Source organism: Hydrogenophilus islandicus, from assembly GCF_054657095.1.
The window spans coordinates 1-362 of sequence record NZ_BAAHXE010000081.1 but is presented as its reverse complement, the minus strand read 5'-3'; the positions used below and the strand labels follow the sequence as shown (position 1 = coordinate 362).

Here is a 362-nt window from a genome sequence, read left to right as displayed (position 1 = left end):
TTGAGCATGCGCAGGTCCTCGAGTGACCGCCCACCCCCGGTGAGCATGAGCACCAGAGGCACGACATAGGCCGTCGCCGGGTAGCCGCGCCCACTTCCGGGCTTGGGCATCTCTTGCGCCAGCCAGCGCAAGAAACCCAGCCCCTGCACGAATTCACCAAAGAGCGCAAGCCCCGCATGCGCCGTCAGCTTCTCTTCCGTTGCTTCCACCTTGAACGGAAGCAATGTTTGTGCCAGAATCCCCATCGCCCCGCCTCCTTGCGTCACCCGATAGGTGAGTGTCTCAATCACCGCAATCCTACCGGATCGCAAGCCCGGCGGGGCTTTCAGTCACTTCAGTCGTTTTGAAACGCGGGATTTGGG

Annotated in this window: 1 pseudogene; it reads right to left on the bottom strand. The window is 61.6% G+C overall.

The annotated features are described in order from the left end of the window. Positions 1-245 (bottom strand): annotated as a pseudogene (locus ACYQ6T_RS10750) (IS1380 family transposase); the annotation flags it as partial. Positions 246-362 lie beyond the last annotated feature (117 nt).